The 14,505-nt window shown below is 70.0% G+C and carries 11 protein-coding genes; 4 read left to right on the top strand and 7 right to left on the bottom strand.

The window, feature by feature from the left end:
• Positions 1-87: 87 nt before the first annotated feature.
• Together QTI45_RS12805 and QTI45_RS12800 are read left to right on the top strand one after the other, a co-directional pair.
• A complete protein-coding gene (locus QTI45_RS12805) occupies positions 88-1,053 on the top strand; it encodes an AraC-like ligand-binding domain-containing protein (protein ID WP_286654634.1) in 966 nt (321 codons plus the stop codon).
• Positions 1,054-1,120: 67 nt separating this feature from the next.
• Positions 1,121-2,566, top strand: a complete 1,446-nt coding sequence (locus tag QTI45_RS12800; RefSeq protein ID WP_286654633.1) for a DUF2252 domain-containing protein — start codon at positions 1,121-1,123, stop codon at positions 2,564-2,566.
• 7 nt (positions 2,567-2,573) lie between these two features.
• Here QTI45_RS12800 and QTI45_RS12795 read toward each other — a convergent pair whose 3' ends face one another.
• Genes QTI45_RS12795 through QTI45_RS12765 form a run of 7 tightly spaced genes read right to left on the bottom strand, consistent with a single transcriptional unit; the run spans position 2,574 to position 12,436 of the window.
• Positions 2,574-3,791, bottom strand: coding sequence for a CaiB/BaiF CoA transferase family protein (locus tag QTI45_RS12795; protein ID WP_286654632.1), 1,218 nt, complete (start codon positions 3,789-3,791; stop codon positions 2,574-2,576).
• A 5-nt stretch (positions 3,792-3,796) separates the two neighbouring features.
• On the bottom strand, positions 3,797-4,786 hold the full coding sequence (locus QTI45_RS12790) for a tripartite tricarboxylate transporter substrate binding protein (RefSeq protein WP_286654631.1): 990 nt from the start codon (positions 4,784-4,786) through the stop codon (positions 3,797-3,799).
• A 32-nt stretch (positions 4,787-4,818) separates the two neighbouring features.
• A complete protein-coding gene (locus QTI45_RS12785; protein ID WP_286654630.1) occupies positions 4,819-6,621 on the bottom strand; it encodes an acyclic terpene utilization AtuA family protein in 1,803 nt (600 codons plus the stop codon).
• The gene (locus QTI45_RS12780) at positions 6,618-8,726 is read right to left on the bottom strand and encodes an acetyl/propionyl/methylcrotonyl-CoA carboxylase subunit alpha (RefSeq protein ID WP_286654629.1); all 2,109 of its coding nucleotides are present in this window, start codon (positions 8,724-8,726) and stop codon (positions 6,618-6,620) included. Before QTI45_RS12780 ends, QTI45_RS12785 begins: the two co-directional genes overlap by 4 nt.
• Positions 8,723-9,610, bottom strand: a complete 888-nt coding sequence (locus QTI45_RS12775) for an enoyl-CoA hydratase/isomerase family protein (protein WP_286654628.1) — start codon at positions 9,608-9,610, stop codon at positions 8,723-8,725. Before QTI45_RS12775 ends, QTI45_RS12780 begins: the two co-directional genes overlap by 4 nt.
• Positions 9,611-9,621: 11 nt before the next feature.
• Positions 9,622-10,788, bottom strand: coding sequence for an acyl-CoA dehydrogenase family protein (locus QTI45_RS12770; protein WP_286654627.1), 1,167 nt, complete (start codon positions 10,786-10,788; stop codon positions 9,622-9,624).
• A 34-nt stretch (positions 10,789-10,822) separates the two neighbouring features.
• On the bottom strand, positions 10,823-12,436 hold the full coding sequence (locus QTI45_RS12765; protein WP_286654626.1) for an acyl-CoA carboxylase subunit beta: 1,614 nt from the start codon (positions 12,434-12,436) through the stop codon (positions 10,823-10,825).
• 131 nt (positions 12,437-12,567) lie between these two features.
• Here QTI45_RS12765 and QTI45_RS12760 point away from each other — a divergent pair, with 131 nt between their 5' ends.
• The gene (locus QTI45_RS12760; RefSeq protein ID WP_286368503.1) at positions 12,568-13,332 is read left to right on the top strand and encodes an IclR family transcriptional regulator; all 765 of its coding nucleotides are present in this window, start codon (positions 12,568-12,570) and stop codon (positions 13,330-13,332) included.
• A 121-nt stretch (positions 13,333-13,453) separates the two neighbouring features.
• Complete coding sequence (adhP, locus tag QTI45_RS12755; RefSeq protein ID WP_286654625.1) at positions 13,454-14,485, top strand: alcohol dehydrogenase AdhP; 1,032 nt, start codon at positions 13,454-13,456, stop codon at positions 14,483-14,485.
• Positions 14,486-14,505 lie beyond the last annotated feature (20 nt).

Raw genomic sequence — 14,505 nt, 5'->3', positions numbered from 1 at the left:
GCCTGGAAGCGCCTTGTCCGGAATTCGCGGCGTTCTTGATCCAGCGTTGCAAGCGGCCCGTTGGCGCACCTCCCCGGAAGGATCCCCATGACCCAACTGCTCAGCACTGCCGTCGTTCCGCGCGAGCAGCGGCTCGCCTACTGGACCGACATGATCTGCAACGTCTACGTGCAGCTCGGCTGCGATCCGGTGCCGGGCGATCGCCCCCGGGGCGAATTCGACGGCAGCATCCGCCAGCACACGCTGCCCAGCCTCGACGTCTCGGTGGTCACGTCGGGGCCGCAGAAGGTGATGCGCACGGCCGGCCACATCGCGCGCTCGTCGGACGACTATTTCCTGGTCAGCATCCAGGCCCGCGGCCGCGGCGTGGTTCGGCAGGACGGCCGCGACGCCGTGCTGTCGGTGGGCGATTTCGCGCTCTACGACAGCACGCGGCCCTACCAGCTGCAGTTCGACGACGCCTTCGAGCAGATCGTGCTCAAGCTGCCGGGCGAGCGCCTGCGCAGCGAACTGCGCCAGACCGAGGCCCTGACCGCCACCACGGTGTCGGGCCGCGAGGGCGCCGGCCATCTGCTCTTGGGCATGATCCGCACCCTGCACGAGGACATCGACGCGCTGCAGCCGGCGTCGGCGCTGGCGGTCGCCAATGGCGTGCTCAACATCCTGGTGGCCGGGCTGCAGACGCTGCCGGCGGCGCGCGCGCCGGCGCTGAGCAACCTGACCGCCTTCCACCTGGCGCGCATCAAGCGCCGCATCGACGAGCAGCTCGACGATCCGGCGCTGTCGGTCGGCACGCTGGCGGCCGCGCTCGGCCTGTCGGTGAGCCAGATCCACCGCGTCTTCAAGAGCGAGCCGGTGACGCCGGCGCAGTACATCTGGGAGCGCAGGCTCGAGGCCTGCAGCCGCGACCTGCTCGATCCGCGCGCGGGCGGCCGCACGGTCGGCGAGATCGCCTATGGCCGCGGCTTCAACGACGCCGCGCATTTCAGCCGGGCGTTTCGCGAGCGCTTCGGCTGCTCGCCGCGCGAGTGGCGCCAGCGCGTCGCGCATTGAACAGGCGGTGCGCCCGCAGGGCGTGGCTTCCGGCATGATGTGCTGAAAAATCACACCGGAGCAACGAATGGCGCGTGCCGAGCGAGACGAACCCGATCACGAGCAAAACAGCCGGGCGCAGGCGCTGGCCAGCGAATTCACCGCGCCGCGGCCAAGCGTCGAGGAGCGCATGGCGGCCGGCAAGGCCTTGCGCGAGCGCATTCCCCGGGCCAGCCACGCCGCCTTCGAGCGGCTGCCGCAGGTCGACCCGCTGGCCATCCTCGAGGCGCAGGCGGCCACCCGCCTGCCGCAGCTGGTGCCGGTGCGGCACGCCCGCATGCTGCAGTCGCCCTTCGCCTTCCTGCGCGGCTCGGCCGCGGTGATGGCGGCCGACCTGGCGCCCAGCCCGATCACCGGCATTCGCGTGCAGGCCTGCGGCGACATGCACGTGGCGAACTTCGGCGTCTTCGCATCGGCCGAGCGGCAGCTGGTCTTCGCGATCAACGACTTCGACGAAACCCAGCCCGGCCCCTGGGAGTGGGATGTCAAGCGGCTGGCGGCCAGTGCCTTCGTCGCTTCTCACCACCTGGGCGGCGACAGGTCCGAGCGCGAGGCGGCCGCACGGGCCGCGGTCCAGAGCTACCGCGAGCGCATCCGCCGCTACGCCGGCATGGGGCTGCTGGAGACCTGGTACGACACCATCCACAGCGACCGGCTGATCGAATCGCTGCCGCCGGGCTGGCGCACGAGTGCGCACGCGGTGCTCGAGAAGGCGCGCAAGCGCACCCACATGCAGGTGCTCGACAAGCTGACCGACCTGGTGGACGACCAGCACCGGATCATCGAGCAGCATCCCTTCATCGTGCGCTCGCCCCTGACCTCGATGGGGCGGCCGGTGGACGAGGCGATCGGCCACTGCATGGCGCACTACCTCGAATCGCTGGCGCCCGAACGCCGCCTGCTGCTGTCGCGCTACCGGATCGTCGATGCGGCGCAGAAGGTGGTCGGCGTGGGCAGCGTCGGCACCCGCTGCTGGATCGTGCTGATGCAGGGGCGCGACGAGGACGACCCCTTGTTCCTGCAGCTCAAGGAGGCGCAGCCTTCGGTGCTGGCCCCGTTCGCGGGCGACGTCGACCCGGCCCACGCCCCGGCCAACCAGGGCGAGCGAGTGGTGCGCGGGCAGCGCCTGATCCAGGGTTCGCCCGACATCTTTCTCGGCTGGGGCGTGATCGACGGCGTGCACTTCTACATCCGGCAGCTGCGCGACATGAAGGGCGGCATCGACCTGGCGCCGGACGTGACCAGCCCGGGCGGCCTGATCGAATACTGCAAGCTGTGCGGCTGGGCACTGGCCCTTGCGCATGCCAAGTCGGGCGATGCCGCGATGATCGGCGGCTACCTGGGCAAGTCGGACGCCTTCGACGACGCGCTGGTCGAGTTCGCCGCCGCCTATGCGGCGCAGACGCGGGCCGACCACGAGCGCTTCGCCGAGGCGGCGAAGGAGGGGCTGGTGGAGGTGGCGACGGGCGTGTAGCCCGGCCTCAGATCACCCCGCGCTCGCGCAGCCCCCGCAGCCGCTCCGGCCCGATCTCCAGCTCATCGGCCAGCACTTGCGCGCTGTGCTCGCCCAGCATCGGCGAGGCCCGGTGCGTCACCGGCGTAGCGGAAAAGCGCAGCGGGCTGCGCAGGCTCGGCACCTCCACACCGCGGGCGTGCGGCAGGCTCAATGCGAGTTCGCGATGCCGCGTCTGCGGGTCCTCGAACACGCCCTGCATGTCGTTGATCGGCCCGCACGGGACGCCCGCGGCCTCGAAGGACGCGAGCAGTTCGCCCCTCTGGCGATCGGCCAATGCCGGGGCCAGAAGCTCGCGCAGCGCCGCCCGGTTCGCGACCCGCAGCGCATTGCTCGCGAAGCGCGGATCATCGACCCAGGCGAGGCAGCCCAGCACCCGGCACAGCGCATTGAACTGCCCGTTGTTGCCGGCCGCCACGATCAGGTGGCCGTCGGCGCAGGCGAACACCTCCGAGGGCGAGGCGATCGGGTTGGTGTTGCCCACCCGCGGCGGCACCCGGCCGGTCATCAGGTAGCCGAGCGCGAGATGGCCGTTGAGCGCCACCGAGGCGTCCAGCATCGCCGCGTCGACATGCTGGCCTTCGCCGGTCTCGCGTCGATGGTGGAGCGCGCCCAGCACGCCGATCGCGGCATAGAGGCCGGTCACGACGTCGGCGATCGGTATGGCCGTGCGCATCGGCTCGCCGCCCGGCGCGCCGTCGGGATGGCCGCAGGTGCTCATCGCGCCGGCCAGCCCCTGCAGGATGAAGTCGTAGGCCGGCCGGGCTGCATAGGGCCCGCTCTGGCCGAAGCCGGTGACCGAGCAATAGACGATGTCGGGGCGGCGCTTGCGGATGCTGGCCTCGTCGAGCCCGTAGCGGGCCAGGGTGCCGACCTTGTAGTTCTCGACCACCACGTCGCAGCGCGCCGCCAGGTCCTGCGCCAGCGCCGCGCCCTCGGGCGTGGCGATGTCCAGCGTGATCGAGTGCTTGCCGCGGTTGTAGGCCAGGTACAGCGCCGAGTCGTTGCTGTCGGCGCCTTGGGCATCGGGCAGGAACGGCCCCATGCGCCGCGTGTCGTCGCCTTCGCCGGGTTTCTCGATCTTGTAGACCGTGGCGCCCATGTCGGCCAGGATCTGCGTGCACAGCGGCCCGGCGATGACGCGCGTCAGGTCGAGCACCTTGAGGCCTTCGAAGATGGCAGCCATGGCATTCACTCCAGTCGGATGTCGGCCTTCTTGACCACCGCCGCCCAGCGCCTGGCCTCGCTCTGGATGAAGGCGTCGAACTGCTCCGGCGTGCCACCCACGGGATCGATGCCGTAGTCGATCAGCTTGGCGTGCACCTCGGGCGTCTGCAGCACATTCTGCATCTCGGCCGACAGCTTGCTGACGATCTCGTCGGGCGTCTTCGAAGGCGCGAGCAGGCCGATCCAGCTGCCGCCGGTCATGCCCGGAAAGCCGGCTTCGGCCATGGTCGGAACCTCGGGCGCCGCCGGCCAGCGCTTGGCGCTGGTCATCGCGAGGCCGCGCAGCTTGCCGGACTTGATGTGCGGCATCATGGTCTGCACCGAGTCGAAGATGATCGAGACCTGCCCCGCGAACAGGTCCGGCAGCGCCGGCGCGATGCCCTTGTAGGGAACGTGGGTCATCGCGACGCCGGCGGTCTGCGCGAACTGCTCGGCCACCAGGTGGGCGCCCGAGCCGGTGCCGCTGGAGGCGAAGGTCGCGCTTTGCGGGTTGGCCCTGGCCCAGGCGACGAAGCTCTTGAGATCGACGGGCGGCAGCGCCGCGCTCGACACCATCAGCAGCGGAATCGCACCGATCTCGCTGACGCCGCGCAGGTCCTGCAGCGGCGAGTAGCTCATCCTCGGATAGAGGCTCGGGTTGATCGCGTGGGCGGCCACCACCACCAGCAGCGTGTAGCCGTCGGGCGCCGCACGCGCCACCGCGGCCGAACCGATCTGGCCGTTGGCGCCGGACTGGTTGTCGACCACGATCGGCGTCTTCAGGCGCTCGGCGAGCCTCTGCATCACCAGCCGCGTGACCGCATCCGAGACGCCGCCCGGCGTGTAGGGCACCACCACGCGGATCGGCTTGGCCGGGTACGCCTCCTGCGCCGCGGCCGGCGCGGCGGCACCGGCCAGCGCGAAAGCGGCGAGGCCGGCGGCGAGCAGCTTGCGGCGGAATGTCGATGTCTTCATGTCGTCTCCTGGTATTTGTGATGGGGTGCAAGTCAGGAACGGTCGGCCGCCACCAGGCCGTCCTCGATCCACTGGCGGGGAATGCGGATCGGGTGGTCCAGCAGCATCTGCGCGAAGGACTTGCCCAGCGGGTCGGAGCGCAGGCTGGCGACGCCGCCGCCATCGAGCGCGCGGTGCAGCACGAAGTTCATCGCCTGCAGGCCGGGCACATCGAAGCGCTCGACCTCGCCGGCCACCAGGTGCGCGAAGTACGCGCGCACCTGCGCGGCGTCGAGTTGCGCCCGCAGCAGCGGCAGGAACTCGCGGCGGCGGGCGATCACGCCGATGTTCTCGTCGTCGCCCTTGTCGCCGCTGCGGGCCCAGGCGAGCGCGACCAGCGGCACCTCGATCGCATCGCCGCCGGGCAGCGTCGCGCCGGCAGGCGTCGGCAGCGCTTCGGGCGCCGCCGCGGGCCCCGTGGCCGGCGCGGCGACCGTCTCGACCACGCCGCCGAACTCGATCTGCATGGCCACGCGCTCCTTGGCCACGAGGAACGAGAAGACCTTGATCACCGGCTGGACGTCGGCCCGGCCCGCGAACGACGAGCGCGTGCCCGGCCCCATCGAGGTGCCGGCCGAGGCGCACTCGCGCTGCAGGAAGGCCAGCGCCTTCGGATCGGGATGCCGCGCGGCGATCCGCAGCACCACTTCGCGCGGCGCAAGAGGGCGTGCGTTCGGGCCATAGAGCGATTCGCAGCCCAGCAGCTCGACGCAGGTCTGGGTGTAGTCGGCCATGCCGCGCTGGCGCAGCTGCGCGCGCGTTCGCGACAGCAGCGCATCCGCGGTCTTGCGCGCCTTCGCGGGTGCCTCGATGCCGCGGATCGCCATCATGATCTGCAGCTGGTAGCCGTCGCGCCAGGTGCCGTTGGCCTTGTAGCTGCCGGTGGGCGCGCGGCCGCGCGCGCCGCTCACGCGCACCACCTCGGGCCCCATGGCCTGCACCTGCACCTGGCGGAAATCGCAGCTCACGTCGGGCATCAGGTAGTGGGCCGGGTCGCCGACTTCGTAGAGGATCTGCTCGGCCACCGCGCCCGGATGGATCAGCCCGCCACTGCCTTCGGGCTTGGTCAGCTTGAAGGTTCCGTCGGCCTCGCAATCGATCACCGGATAGCCCATGTCGGCCCAGCCGGGCACCTGCTGCCAGTCGGTGAAGAGCCCGCCGGTGGCCTGCGCGCCGCACTCGATCACATGGCCGGCGAGCGTGCCGGCGGCGATGCGGTCCCAGTCGTCCCAGCGCCAGCCGAACTCGTGCGCCAGCACGCCGACGACCACCGCGCTGTCGACGCAGCGCCCGGTGATCACGATGTCGGCGCCGCGTTCGAGCGCCTGCGCGATGCCGCGCGCGCCGACGTAGGCATTGGCCGACCAGAGCTCGGCGGGCGGCGCTTCGCCCGTGTGCAGGTCGCGCACGCCCTGGGCGCGCAGCGCTTCGAACTGCGGCATCAGGTCGTCGCCGGTCACGACGGCGATGCGCGGCGAGAGCCCCTGCTTCAGCGCCACCTCGGCCAGCGCATCGCGACAGGCCTGCGGATTCAGGCCGCCCGCGTTGGCGATCACGCGCACCCCCTTGGCGCAGATCGCCGCGAGGTTCGGCGCCATCGCGGCATGCACGAAGTCGGTGGCATAGCCCAGCGCCGGATCCTTGGCGCGTGCGCGCGCGAGGATCGACATCGTGGTCTCGGCCAGGTAGTCGTAGACCAGGTATCGAAGGCCCGGCACGGTGAGCAACTGCGGCGTGGCGATCGCCGAGTCGCCCCAGAAGCCGCTCGCGCCGCCGATGCGGATGGTCTTGCTCATGCCTTGGCCTCTTCGATGCGAAGCAGCAGTGCGCCCTTGGAGGATTGGCCTTCGGCCTGCACGCAGACCTCCGCCACCACACCGGCGATCGGCGCGGTCAGCGTGTGTTCCATCTTCATGGCTTCGAGGACCACGAGACGCTGGCCGGCCTGCACCGTCTCGCCTTCGCGCACCGCGACATCGACGATGCGGCCGGTCAGCGGCGCGGTCACCGCACCGCCGCCGCCTGCGGCGACGCGGCTCTTGCGTTCGCTCACGCGTTCGAAGCTCCAGGCGCGGCCGGCGTGGAAGAGCTGCACCGCATCGGCCTGCAGCGCGAGCACGGCGCTTTCGACCATGCCATCGCATTCCGCGCTGAAGGCCGTGCGCTCGGCGTCGTTCCAGCGTGCGTCGCGCAGTGCGAGCGTGTGCGCGGCTGCATCAGCAGGCGCATCGATGCGGCGCACGGTCGCCTGCCATTGCGCGCCCTGCGCCTGCAGGCGGACTTCCCATCGGGCGCTGCCTTGTGCCAGCGTCACCCGTGCTGCCCGTTGCCCGAGTGCCGAAGCCACGATGGGTTGGCGCACATCCTGCGCGGGCATCTTGCTCGCCAGCGCGCCAAAGGCGGCCAGCGCAATGGTGCGGATGCCGGGCACTGCGCGCTCGCTCAACTGAGTGCCGAACCGCTCCTGCACGAAGCCCGTGTGCACCGCCGTGCCTTCGGCGAACACGGCGTCCGCGAGGCAATCGGCGAGAAAGCCCTGGTTGCTCGGCAGGCCCAGCAGCACGCAATGCTCGATCGCGCGCAGCAGCTTGCGGCGCGCCTCGTCGCGCGTAGCACCATGGGCGACGAGCTTGGCGATCATCGAGTCGTAGTGCGGCGAGACCTCACCGCCTTCGACGAGGCCGTGGTCGACGCGCACATCGTGGCCATCCACCGGCGGCCGCCAGCGCAGCACCGGCCCGGTCTGCGGCAGGAAGCCCGCGGGAACGTCTTCGGCCGTGAGCCGCACCTCGATCGCGTGGCCGTCGAGCCGCAGCTCGGACTGCTGGAGGGTCAGCGGCTCGCCGGCCGCGACACGCAACTGCCATTCGACGAGATCGAGTCCGGTGATCGCCTCGGTCACCGCATGCTCGACCTGCAGCCGCGTGTTCATCTCCATGAAGTAGAACTGTGGCCCCCGCGCTCCGCCGCTTCGCGGGTCGCTGCCCCCCGAGGTGGTTGTGCCGCCTTGGGGCGGCCCGGCGTCGGCACGGCCTTCGCCGTCGAGCAGGAACTCCATCGTGCCCGCGCCGATGTAGCCGATGGCCCTGGCGCTCTTCACGGCAGCGTCGCCCATGCGCGCGCGCAGTTCGGCGTCGACGGCGGGGGAGGGCGCTTCCTCGATCACCTTCTGGTGGCGCCGCTGCACCGAGCAGTCGCGTTCGCCCAGGTGGATCACATGCCCGTGGCTGTCGGCCAGCAGCTGGATCTCGACATGGCGCGGAGCGACCACGGCGCGTTCCAGGATCAGCTCGCCGGAGCCGAATGCCACTTCGGCCTCCGAGCGGGCCGAAGCCAGCGCCTGCGTCAGCGCGGCGGCTTCATGCACCAGCCGCATGCCGCGCCCGCCGCCGCCCGCCGCGGCCTTGACCATCACCGGAAAGCCGATGTCGGCCGCCGCATGCACGAAGGCTTCGTCGCTCTGGTCTTCGCCCTGGTAGCCGGGAATGCAGGGCATCCCGGCGGACATCACGAGCCGCTTGGCCTGGGCCTTGTTGCCCATCGCGCGGATCGCCTCGCCGGAGGGGCCGATGAACACCAGTCCGGCGGCATCGACCGCATCGGCGAAGTCCGCGTTCTCGGCCAGGAAGCCGTAGCCCGGATGCACCGCGTCGGCACCGGCGCGGCGCGCCGCCTCGATGAGGGCGGCGATGTCGAGGTATGAATCGCGCGGCGCCGCGCCGCCGATCAGCACGGCGCGGTCGGCCGCGCGCACATGCGGGCTGTCGCGGTCGGCTTCGGAGTACACGGCGACCGTGCCGTACCCCATGCGGCGGACGGTGCGAAGGATGCGGATCGCGATCTCGCCGCGGTTGGCGACGAGCACGGTGTGGAAGGGGCGGATCTGTTTGCGGGTGGTCATGAGAGTGTTCCTCGAGCCGCGGGGGCGGCGGGGACGGCCTGGGCTGCGCGCACCTCGTCGGCGCTGATTTCGCGGCGCCATGCGGAGGCACGCTTTTCGCGGAAGGCGGCGATGCCTTCGGCGCCTTCGTCGCGCATGCAGGCCGCGAACCGGCGCGCTGCGTCGTCGAGCAGCGCAGCGTCGTCTTCGTGGCCGCATCGGTGCAGCAAGGGCTTGAGCACGCGGTTGGCATGCGGCGCGCAGGCGCCGATGCGGCTGAGCCATTGCGCCAGCAGTTCGTCGAGCGCCGCGCTGTCGGCGGCCAGTTCGTCGACCATGCCCAGGCGCAGTGCGGTCTGGCCGTTGATGCGTTCGCCGCTGAGCCCCAGGCGGCGCGCGACCCGATGCCCGAGGCGGGCCACCACGAAGGGTGCGATCTGCGCCGGGATGATGCCGAGCGAGGTCTCGCTCAAGGCGAAGCGCGCGTCCGGGGTCGCGAGCACGATGTCGGCGCCGCACGCGAGTCCCATGCCGCCGCCCATCGCCGCGCCTTCGACCGCCGCGATGACCGGCAGCGGCAATGCCGCGAGGCGCTGCATGAAGCGGCCGAACTCGCGGTTGCGAGCCGCCACCGGGTCGTCGCCCTGCGTCGGGTCCGCGTCCAGCCGGGCCTTGAAGCTGCCGACGTTGCCGCCGGCGCAGAAGAAGCCCGAGCTGCCGCGCAGCACGAGGGCGCGGATCGCGTCGTCGGCTTCGGCGAGGTCGAGCACACGCGCGAGTTCCGCCACCACTTCGGGTGCCAGCGCGTTGCGCGTCTCGGGCCGGTTCAGCGTGGCGAACAGCACGTCCTGGCGGCGACGCAGCACGATGTGCCTGAAGTCGTTGGGGCAAGAGGGGCCTGACATGGCTCTGCTCCTCAGCCGTTCATGTTCATCAGCCCCATGTGGCGGGCGATGACCATGAGCATGACTTCGTCCGCGCCGCCGCCGATCGACCCCAGCCGATAGTCGCGATACGCGCGCGACACCGGGTTGTCCCAGGTGTAGCCCATCCCGCCCTGGAACTGCATGCACCAGTCGGCGATCTCACGCGAGAGCCGGCCGGCCTTGAGCTTCGCCATCGAGGCCAGCTCGACCACGTCGCCGCCCTCGATGTAGGTCTTGGTCGCCACATACACCAGCGCGCGCAGTGCCTCGAGTTCGGTCTTCAGCTCGGCCAGCTTGTACTGGATGAACTGGTTGTCCAGCAGCGGCCGGCCGAAAGCTTGGCGCTGGCGCAGGTAGTCGGCCGTCTCCTGGATCCAGGCGATGGCCGACAGCCGCCGCGCGGCGCCGTCGAGACGCTCTTCCTGGAACTGCTTCATCTGGTAGATGAAGCCCATGCCTTCCTCGCCGATGCGATGGCGCACCGGCACGCGCACCTCGTCGAAGAAGATCTGTGCAGTGTCGGAACTCCACATGCCGAACTTCTTGATCTTCTGCACCTCGATGCCGCGCGCGCGCTTGCCGTCTTCCTTGAGCGGCACGACGATCAGCGACTTGTTCTTGTGCGCCGAGCCGCCTTCGGAGGTGTTGCACAGGAGGCAGATCCAGTCGGCCTGGGTGCCGTTGGTGATCCACATCTTCGAGCCGCTGATCACGTAGTCGTCGCCGTCGCGGCGCGCCCGGGTCTTGAGCGATGCCACGTCGGAGCCGGCGCCCTGTTCCGAGACGCCGATGGAGGCAACCATCTCCCCGGCGATCGCGGGCGCCAGGAATTCACGCTTGAGCGCGTCGGAGCCGAAGGCCGCGAGCGCGGGCGTCGCCATGTTCGACTGCACGCCGACGCCCATCGCCACGCCCTGCGCGCGGGCATAGCCCATCGCTTCGGCCGCTGCCACGCCGTAGGAGAAATCGAGGCCCAGCCCGCCGTAGGCCTCGGGCTTGGTGATGCCGAGGAAGCCGAGCTTGCCCATCTTCCTGAAGAGCTCGTGCGCCGGGAAGATCTCGGCGGCTTCCCATTCGTCGACGAAGGGATCGATCTCGGCGCTGATGAAGCGGCGGATGCTGTCCATCATCTCGCGGTGTTCGGGGGTGTAGATCATGCTTGTCTCCTGATGTCCGGATGGCGGGCGCGCGTCAGAAACGCGCAACGCCGAATTGCAGGGGGTTCGTCTTGCGCTGCGCGGCTTCACGCGCGGTGGCGAGCACGAAGGCGAGCACCGCGCGCGTGTCGCGCGGGTCGATGACGCCATCGTCGAGCAGATGGCCGCTGGTGTGGAAGGCGCTGGCCTGGCGCTCGAAGTTGGCGACGATCTCCTGCTTCTGCGCCGCGAGCTTCGCGTCGTCGACGGCGGCGCCCTTTCGTGCGGCCTGCTGGCGCGCCACGATCTCCAGGGTGGTCGCGGCCTGCTCGCCGCCCATCACGGCGGTGCGCGCGTTGGGCCACGAAAAGCAGAAGCGCGGATGGAAGGCGCGCCCGCACATGCCGTAGTTGCCGGCGCCGAACGAGGCCCCGCAATGGATCGTGACCTGCGCCACCTGCGAGTTCGCGAGCGCCTGGATCATCTTGCTGCCGTGCTTGATCATCCCGGCCTCTTCGGAGTGCCGGCCGACGATGAAGCCGGTGGTGTTCTGCAGGAAGACGATCGGCGTGCCCGACTGGTTGCACAGCTGGATGAACTGCGCCGCCTTGGTCGCGCCGGCCGGATCGATCGGGCCGTTGTTGCTGACGAAGCCCACCGGATGGCCTTCGATGCGGCCATGGCCGCAGACGGTGGCCGCGCCGTAGTCGGGCTTGAAGTCCATCCAGCACGAATCGTCGACCACCCGCGCGATCACCTCGCGCATGTCGATCGGCTTGCGGTGTTCCAGCACCATCACGCCCGCGAGCTGCTCGGGGTCGAGGCGCGGCGGCTGGAAGGGCGCTGCATCGTCCGCGCGCTGCCAGCCCAGGTTGGCCATGATGTCGCGCGCGACCGCGATGGCGTGGGCGTCGTCTTCGGCGACGTATTCCGCGAGGCCGCTGACGCTCGCATGCATGTCGGTGCCGCCGAGCTCCTCGTCGGTGGCGATTTCGCCGGTCGCGGCCTTGAGCAGCGGCGGGCCCGCGAGAAAGGCCTTGGCACGGCCGCGCACCATCACGACGTAGTCCGACAGGCCCGGCATGTAGGCGCCGCCGGCGGTCGACGAGCCATGCACCACGGTCACCACCGGCAGGCCGGCCGCCGACAGGCGGGCGAGGTTGTAGAACATTCCGCCGCCGCGGATGAACTTCTCGACCCGGTACTTGCGCAGGTTGGAGCCGGCCGATTCGACCAGGTGGACGAAGGGCAGCTTGTTCTCGAGCGCGAGTTCCTGGCAGCGCATGAGCTTCTGGTTGCCCGATTCGGTCAGCGCGCCGGCATCGATGCCGGAATCTGTCACGACCACCATGCAGCGCACGCCGCTCACGAAGCCGATGCCGGCGATCTGCGAGCCGCCGGGAACGCAGGCGGCGGGGTCGGGATCGTCCATGCCGTAGCCGGCGAGGTTGGCGATCGGCAGGAAGGCTGCGCCCGGATCGAGCAGCCGGCCGAGGCGCTCGCGCGGCAGCAGCGCGCCACGGCGTTCGAAGCTCGCGGCGGCGCGGGCCGACGCATCGGCGGCGCGCTGCTCGAGCGTGCGCAGTTCGTCGATCAGCGAGAGCATGCCGGCGCGCTGCGCCTGGAAGGCTTCCGACGCGGGATGAAGACGGGATTGGAACGGAGTCATCGGTGGACTTTCGCAATGAGGATGCGTTGGCTGAAGCGCATTGCAGACGAGCCTCCCTCCGTCCGCAACGACAAAGTGCCAGCGTGTGCACAATGTGCACAACCGAACTCCGCGCTACGGGATTACCCTCGATGACCGCCTTGAAACCCGCCTCCCGCGCGACGCCCCCGGTGCGTGGCGCGCAGAGCATCGACCGGGCGATGCTGCTGCTGCAGACCATTGCCGCGCAGCATGCGCGGGGCGTCGCGCTGCCCGAGCTGGTGGAAGCCGCGCAGCTCGACCGGACCACCACCTACCGCATCGTGTCGTCGCTGGTGCGGGCCGGGCTGGTCAGCCGCGATGCCGACACAGGCGCGTACCGGCTGGGCATCGAAGCCATGGCGCTGGGCCTGACCGCGATGCAGCGCGCGCCGCTGATCGAACGCTGCCTGCCGGCCATGAAGGCGCTGGCGCGCAGGTCGCAGGAGCATGTGTTCCTGGTCGTTCGTTCGGGCGACTACAGCCATTGCCTGCACATGGAGCAGGGCGTGCATCCGATCCGCAGTTTCTTCGAGACGGTGGGCAGCATGCGGCTGCTGGGCCTGGGCATCCCGAGCTTCTCGCTGTTGGCGAGGATGTCCGACGACGAGATCGCCGCGCACCATGCGCGGCATCTGGCCGAGTACCAGACCCACAACCTGAGCGCGGCCAAGCTGCAGCGCTGGATCCGCCAGACGCGCGAACTGGGCCATGCGCAGATCGTGGCCAAGGGCATCGCGGGCGTCGGCATGCGTTTCGCGATGGGTTCATGCGGCGATGCGGCGCTCGGCATCGTGGTGCCGGCGTCGCGCATGCCGCGCTCGCGGGGGGCGGTGCTCGCCACGATGCTGCGCGGGGAGATCGGGCGGCTGGGTTGAGCTTCGGTGCCATCTCGACCCGCAGCGATCGTCGGAATCCTGTATCTACATGCAACGGCGCTTGGGACTGAAGATGCGGGTGAGCAAAATGATCTGCGTCCCGACGACCTAGGAGTCTTCCATGAAGACGATGAAAGCCGCGGTGGTCCATGAGTTCGGCAAGCCCCTCGAAATCGAGGATGTCCCGGTGCCCGAGGTCACGCCCGGCCAGGTACTGGTGAAGGTCGCCGCCTCCGGCGTGTGTCACACCGACCTTCACGCGGCCGAGGGCGACTGGCCGGTCAAGCCCACGCCCCCTTTCATCCCCGGTCATGAAGGCGTGGGGCACGTGGCGGCGGTGGGCGCTGGCGTCAAGCACGTGAAGGAAGGCGACCGTGTCGGCGTGCCCTGGCTGCACACCTCCTGCGGGCACTGCGAACACTGCATCACAGGCTGGGAGACGCTGTGCGACTCGCAGCAGATGACCGGCTACACAGTGAACGGCGGCTATGCGGAATACGTCCTGGCCGATCCTGGCTACGTAGGCCTCCTGCCCGCCAACATCGGCTTTTCCGCCATCGCGCCGGTCCTCTGTGCAGGCGTCACTGTCTACAAAGGACTGAAGGTCCTCGACTGCCGACCGGGCGATTGGGTGGCGATCTCCGGTGTGGGCGGTCTGGGACACCTGGCGGTTCAATATGCCAAGGCGATGGGCTTTCACGTGGCGGCGGTGGATGTGGATGACGCCAAGCTCAAGCTGGCGCGTGAAGTGGGCGCCGACATGGTGGTGAACGCCGCCACCGGCGATCCGGTGAAGACGCTGCAGAGCGAACTCAAGGGCGCGCATGGCGTGCTTGTCACCGCGGCTGCGCGCAGCGCATTCGCCCAGGGCCTGGGCATGCTCCACAAGCGCGGCACCATGTCGATGGTGGGCCTGCCGCCGGGCGACTTCGGGCTGCCGATCTTCGATGTTGTGCTCAACGCCAAGACCGTGCGCGGCTCCATCGTCGGCACCCGCAAGGACCTCCAGGAGGCACTTGCCTTTGCGGGCGAAGGCAAGGTGCACACCGTATACAGCGAAGACCGAATCGAGAACATTAATGCGATCTTCGACCGCATGCGCAAGGGCGAGATCGAAGGCCGTGTGGTGCTGCGCCTGACTGACGAAGCCTAGTTCCGAGCCGCCCGGCGAGG

It is taken from the genome of Variovorax saccharolyticus (assembly GCF_030316765.1).
Lineage (GTDB): Bacteria > Pseudomonadota > Gammaproteobacteria > Burkholderiales > Burkholderiaceae_C > Variovorax > Variovorax saccharolyticus.
The sequence above is the reverse complement of the archived record's forward strand: the minus strand, read 5'-3'. Positions and strand labels throughout refer to the sequence as shown.

What these genes read in the sequence shown, in the direction of transcription:
- QTI45_RS12805 (WP_286654634.1), top strand. Translation starts at nt 88, where the DNA reads ATGACCCAACTGCTCAGCACTGCCGTCGTTCCGCGCGAGCAGCGGCTC.
- QTI45_RS12800 (WP_286654633.1), top strand. Translation starts at nt 1,121, where the DNA reads ATGGCGCGTGCCGAGCGAGACGAACCCGATCACGAGCAAAACAGCCGG.
- QTI45_RS12795 (WP_286654632.1), bottom strand. Translation starts at nt 3,791, where the DNA reads ATGGCTGCCATCTTCGAAGGCCTCAAGGTGCTCGACCTGACGCGCGTC.
- QTI45_RS12790 (WP_286654631.1), bottom strand. Translation starts at nt 4,786, where the DNA reads ATGAAGACATCGACATTCCGCCGCAAGCTGCTCGCCGCCGGCCTCGCC.
- QTI45_RS12785 (WP_286654630.1), bottom strand. Translation starts at nt 6,621, where the DNA reads ATGAGCAAGACCATCCGCATCGGCGGCGCGAGCGGCTTCTGGGGCGAC.
- QTI45_RS12780 (WP_286654629.1), bottom strand. Translation starts at nt 8,726, where the DNA reads ATGACCACCCGCAAACAGATCCGCCCCTTCCACACCGTGCTCGTCGCC.
- QTI45_RS12775 (WP_286654628.1), bottom strand. Translation starts at nt 9,610, where the DNA reads ATGTCAGGCCCCTCTTGCCCCAACGACTTCAGGCACATCGTGCTGCGT.
- QTI45_RS12770 (WP_286654627.1), bottom strand. Translation starts at nt 10,788, where the DNA reads ATGATCTACACCCCCGAACACCGCGAGATGATGGACAGCATCCGCCGC.
- QTI45_RS12765 (WP_286654626.1), bottom strand. Translation starts at nt 12,436, where the DNA reads ATGACTCCGTTCCAATCCCGTCTTCATCCCGCGTCGGAAGCCTTCCAG.
- QTI45_RS12760 (WP_286368503.1), top strand. Translation starts at nt 12,568, where the DNA reads ATGACCGCCTTGAAACCCGCCTCCCGCGCGACGCCCCCGGTGCGTGGC.
- adhP (WP_286654625.1), top strand. Translation starts at nt 13,454, where the DNA reads ATGAAGACGATGAAAGCCGCGGTGGTCCATGAGTTCGGCAAGCCCCTC.